This is a genomic window from Desulfobacter sp. UBA2225, assembly GCF_002348205.1.
Lineage (GTDB): Bacteria > Desulfobacterota > Desulfobacteria > Desulfobacterales > Desulfobacteraceae > Desulfobacter > Desulfobacter postgatei.
The window spans coordinates 1-2,396 of record NZ_DDYV01000203.1 but is presented as its reverse complement, the minus strand read 5'-3'; the positions used below and the strand labels follow the sequence as shown (position 1 = coordinate 2,396).

General features: G+C 51.7%; 2 protein-coding genes. One reads left to right on the top strand and one right to left on the bottom strand.

Features of this window, described 5'->3' with window-relative positions:
• The coding region (locus B3D59_RS10225) for a glutamine--tRNA ligase/YqeY domain fusion protein (protein WP_286819539.1) at positions 1 to 1,547 on the top strand (1,547 nt) is incomplete at its 5' end.
• A gap of 141 nt (positions 1,548 to 1,688) precedes the next feature.
• On the opposite strand, the gene B3D59_RS10220 is transcribed toward B3D59_RS10225, so the two are convergent.
• On the bottom strand, positions 1,689 to 2,396 hold a 708-nt coding region (locus tag B3D59_RS10220), incomplete at its 5' end, for a DALR domain-containing protein (RefSeq protein WP_286819538.1).

The window sequence follows — 2,396 nt, the reverse complement described above, 5'->3', positions numbered from 1 at the left end:
ATGCCAAATCCATCTGCCTGAACTTTAAAATGGCCCAGCAGTTTAACGGGAAGTGCAACCTGCGGTTTGATGACTCCAACCCGGCCAAAGAAAAACAGATTTACATCGACTCCATCAAGTCAACCGTCAAATGGCTGGGGTTTGACTACAACACACCGTTCCATGCATCAGACTATTTTGATGCCCTTCATGACTTTGCCGTGGAACTGATTAAAGCGGGCAAAGCCTATGTGTGCAGTCTGTCCGCTGATGAAATGAAAGAGTACCGCGGCACCCTCACCGAGCCGGGAAAAAATTCCCCATACAGGGACAGGAGTGTTGAAGAAAACCTGGATCTGTTTAGGCGGATGAAGGAAGGGGAGTTCGATGAAGGCGAGCACACCCTGCGGGCCAAGATCGACATGACCTCACCGAACATGAACATGAGGGACCCGGTGATATACAGGGTCAAAAAAGCACCCCACCCCCGCACCGGGGACAAGTGGTGCATTTACCCCATGTACGACTTCACCCACTGTATCTCCGATGCCCTGGAAGGGATCACACACTCCCTGTGCAGCCTGGAATTTGAGGATCATCGGCCGTTGTACGACTGGATTCTGGACAACATAACCATACCCTGCCATCCCCAGCAGATTGAATTTGCCCGGATGAATATCAACTATACTGTGTTAAGCAAAAGAAAACTGCAGCGTCTGGTCAGCGAAGGCCTGGTGGCCGGATGGGACGACCCCAGACTCCCCACCCTGGAGGGTATGCGCCGCCGGGGATATACCCCGGCGGCCATCCGGAATTTCTGCGATGTGATCGGGGTATCCAAAAAAGAGAGCCGCATTGACATGGGCCTGCTTGAATCCTGCCTCCGGGACGATCTCAACGAAAATGCCCCCAGGGTCATGGGGGTTATCCGGCCCCTGAAAGTTACCCTGGAAAACTACCCCGAAGGACAAACTGAAACCATGGAGGCCATGAATCACCCCCAGAAACCGGAAGCCGGCAAACGGGATGTCAGCTTCTCCAAGCATCTCTATGTTGAGCAGGATGACTTCATGGAAGATCCCCCCAAAAAATTCTTCCGCCTGGGACCGGGTCGGGAAGTGCGCCTGCGGGCCGCCTACCTGATCACATGTAAAGAAGCCATTAAAAATGAAGCCGGGGAAGTGGTTGAACTGATCTGCACCTATGACCCTGAAACCCGCGGCGGGAATACCCCGGACGGCAGAAAGGTCAAGGGGACCATTCACTGGGTAAATGCCGAGGACTGCATAGATGCACAGGTCAGAATTTATGACAGACTTTTCAAGGATGAGAACCCGGGAAAAGATGGTCAGGATTTTGTGGAAAACCTCAATCCGGATTCCCTTGAGATTCTGGAACACGCCAAATTGGAAAGAAGCCTTGAAAAGGCTCAGCCCGAAACGGCTTACCAGTTTGAACGTTTAGGCTACTTCTGCCTGGACTCAAAGGAGAGCTCTCCTGAAAGACCGGTTTTCAATCGCACCGTTACCCTCAGGGATACCTGGGCAAAGGTAGTGACAAGAAACTAGATACTAGAAACAAGAGACAAGAAGGTGAAGCGCCTGCTGCGCTCATTTTAGATCTGCATTTTTGTGCTTTTTAATTGTTGTGAGTTGAGCCTAGGTGTCGATGTCCAGGCTCAACCCATACAGAACATAGCTGCGGGGCTGTTATTCAATGCGCCAGGTTGTACCCTGGGGCCCATCCTCCAACACAATTTTCATTGCCTGGAGTTGGTCCCGAATCTCGTCGGCCCGGGCGAAGTTCTTAGACTTTCGGGCATTAGCCCGCTCGACGATCAGGGCGTCAATCATGGCAGAATCCACATCCTGATCGGCCATGGCCCTGTCTTTCTTGGCTGCAAAATAATCAGCAGCGGAGATCATAAATATGCCCAGGATTTCCGAAGCGGACCTGATATCTGCATAAATACCGGCCAGGACTTTTCTGTCACTTTCCCCGGGTGCGTCATTGGCATCATCCAGCAGTTTATTGCCTTTCTTAACCGCGTCAAATACTTCGGCCATGGCTTTTGCGGAATTGAAATCATCGTTCAAGGCCTCAACAATATCCGCCCACAAAGGACCGTGTTCCCCTCCGGCAGCATCCGCGCTAATGCCTGCCTTGTCCAGACGTTCCAGGAACCCATAAATACGATCAAGCGCCACGGACACCTCACGCATGCTGTTTTCGCTGTAATCGATGGGAGAACGGTAATGCTTGGACAAAAGAAACATGCGGATCACTTCCGGGCTGTAGTCGGCCAGCACCTCCTTGATCATGGTGAAGTTACCCAGGGACTTGGACATCTTCTCATTGTTAATGTCCACAAATCCGTTGTGTATCCAGTATTTGACAAAGGGCACACCAAAAGACCC